Source organism: Bradyrhizobium sp. 31Argb (assembly GCF_043638955.1).
Classification (GTDB): domain Bacteria; phylum Pseudomonadota; class Alphaproteobacteria; order Rhizobiales; family Xanthobacteraceae; genus Bradyrhizobium.
This window is the reverse complement of the sequence record NZ_JBEGDB010000508.1, coordinates 1-2,565: the sequence shown is the minus strand read 5'-3', so window position 1 is coordinate 2,565 and position 2,565 is coordinate 1. Positions and strand designations below refer to the sequence as shown.

Sequence of the window (2,565 nt, the reverse complement as noted above, 5' to 3'; positions counted from 1 at the left end):
CGTCCGCACTGCGCGTGCTCGTCAGTCACACGCATCGCGTCCACCGCATCCCACCGCAACGTTCGTGACGATCGCGACCCGCCCCTCATCCGCCGTGAGACGCGCGGAGTTAAATCACTGATTTGCCCGACGGCGAAAGCAGAATGTTTTTCGCGCGACGGCTGGACAGACTTTTGGTGATTTGCCCGTCGGGTTGTTATGTCGCACCCAAAGCATCCACATCGTCATTGCGAGCGCAGCGAAGCAATCCATAGCGCCGCAAGTGGAGGCGTGGATTGCTTCGCTGCGCTCGCAATGACGCGGGCGGTGTTGCTGGCGCGAGCGGCGCGCCCATTGGACAGCGCAGGTGCGAGTGCCTACATCGATGGGACCGTGACCCCGGGAGTTCTCACGATGACCATCGACGACAGGCCGACGATCGTTGCGCCCGATGACGATCCCTATCTTTGGCTGGAGGAGATCGAAGGCGCGCGGGCGCTGGAATTCGTGGAGCGGCAGAACGCCCTGACGCTAGAGAAATTCACCGGCACGTCATTTGCCGCCGATCGCGACGCGCTGGTCGCGATCTTCGACCGGCCGGACAACATTCCCTATGTCACCAGGCGCAGTGGGCTACTCTACAATCTCTGGACGGATGCGCAGAATCCGCGCGGCCTGTGGCGGCGCACGACGCTCGGGGAATTCCGCAAAGCCAATCACAACTGGGAAATCCTCCTGGACGTCGACCAGCTTGCCGCCGATGAAGGCGAGGATTGGCTCTTGAACTGGACGTCCATGCGGCCGGGAAATGATCGGCGCGCGATCCTCGGCCTGTCGCGCGGCGGCAGCGACGCGGTGATGCTGCGCGAGTTCGACATGGAGGCGAAGCGCTTCGTCGCCGATGGCTTCATGCTGCCGGAGGCGAAGGGCGGCGTCGATTGGGTCGACGACGACACGCTGCTGCTGTCGAGCGCCTATGGCGAGGGCATGGCGACCACATCGGGCTATGCCCGGACTGTCAGGCTGTGGCGCCGCGGCGAGGCCGCCGAACGCGCGCCGGTGGTGTTCGAGGTGCCGGCCGACCATATGAGCGCATCCGCTCAACTCGATGATTCCGGGCCGGTCCCACGGATGTGGTTCGTCGACCGGCTCGATTTCTTCAACTTGAGTGCCTGGCTGGGCGACGAGACGGGTACGAAGACGAAGCTCGATCTGCCCACCAGCATTTGGCTGCTCGCCTATCAGGACTGGTTCGTCGTCAAGCTGCGCGAGCCGTGGACGATCGGAGGCAAGACCTATGCGCCCGATACGGTGCTCGGCATGTCGCTGTCAGCCTTCCTCGCAGGCAGCCGCGACTTCACCGTCGTGTTCGAGCCGGAGCCGCGGCGGGCGCTGCAAGGCTTCTTCTGGACCGAGGGCCGGCTGGTGCTGTCGATCCTCGATGAACTGCGGCCGGTGTTCGAGATCTGCACGCCATCGGCTGGCGGCTGGACGCGCGAGCGGCTCGAAGGGCTGCCCGGGATCGGCGTCGTCGATGTCTGGCGCCTCGACAGCCATATTTCCGAAAGCAAGGGCGACCTGCTCGCCAATGTGCAGGACCCGTTGACGCCGTCCTCGCTGATGCTGATGGAGAAGGTCGGAGCGCCTACGGTGCTGAAGCAGGCGCCGAGGACGTTCAACGCGGATGGACTCGTGGTGACCCAGCACGAGGCCATCTCCGTCGACGGCGAACGCATCCCCTATGTGCAGACCGGCCCGGCGACCGAGACCGGCGATGCGCCGGTGCACTTGACCGCCTATGGCGGCTTCGGTCTTGCGATGAAGCCGTATTACAACCCCGCGCTCGGCAAGCTGTGGCTGGAGCGCGGCGGCACCATCGTGGAGGCCAATATCCGCGGCGGCGGCGAGTTCGGCACGCGCTGGCACGACGCCGGCCGCTATGCGGGCAAGCGGTTGGCGCATGACGACTTCGCGGCCGTCGCCGCCGATCTGGCGAAGCGCGGCGTCACGCGGCCCGAGCGGATCGCGGCCGAAGGCGGATCGAATGGCGGCATCCTGATCACCAACATGCTGGTGCGCTACCCCGAACGATTCGGCGCGCTGTTCTGCACCATCCCGCTGATCGACATGCGCCGCTACACCAGGCTGCTCGCCGGCGCGAGCTGGATCGCCGAATATGGCGATCCCGACAAGCCCGAGGAATGGGCCTGGCTGCAAACCCATTCCGCCTATCACATAGCGAAGCCGGGCCAGAAATATCCACCGATCCTGATCGCGACCACGCGCCGCGACGACCGCGTGCATCCCGACCACGCCCGCAAGATGACCGCCAAGCTGCAGGCAATGGGATATGAGGCCCATCTCTACGAGCCCGCCGCCGGCGGCCACGGCTATGGCAAGGACAACAAGGAACGCGCCGCGTTCATGGCGCTGGGACTTGGGTTCTTGCGGGAGAAGATCGGGTGGGTGGATGGTGCGTGATTGTTCCACTCACCGCTGTCATTCCGGGGCGATCGGGATAGGGGGAAGCCTCGCGGCTTCGCCCCTCCCACACCACCGGACGTACGGGTCCGTATCCGGCGGTTC

At 65.3% G+C, this 2,565-nt stretch carries 1 protein-coding gene; it reads left to right on the top strand.

Annotation, left to right across the window (positions count from 1 at the left end):
* Positions 1-393 precede the first annotated feature (393 nt).
* The gene (locus AAFX91_RS40745) at positions 394-2,460 is read left to right on the top strand and encodes a prolyl oligopeptidase family protein (protein ID WP_394570250.1); all 2,067 of its coding nucleotides are present in this window, start codon (positions 394-396) and stop codon (positions 2,458-2,460) included.
* The last annotated feature ends 105 nt before the right edge of the window (positions 2,461-2,565 follow it).

Excerpts from the sequence above, each read along its gene's own strand:
- AAFX91_RS40745 (WP_394570250.1), top strand. The coding sequence starts at position 394 with ATGACCATCGACGACAGGCCGACGATCGTTGCGCCCGATGACGATCCC.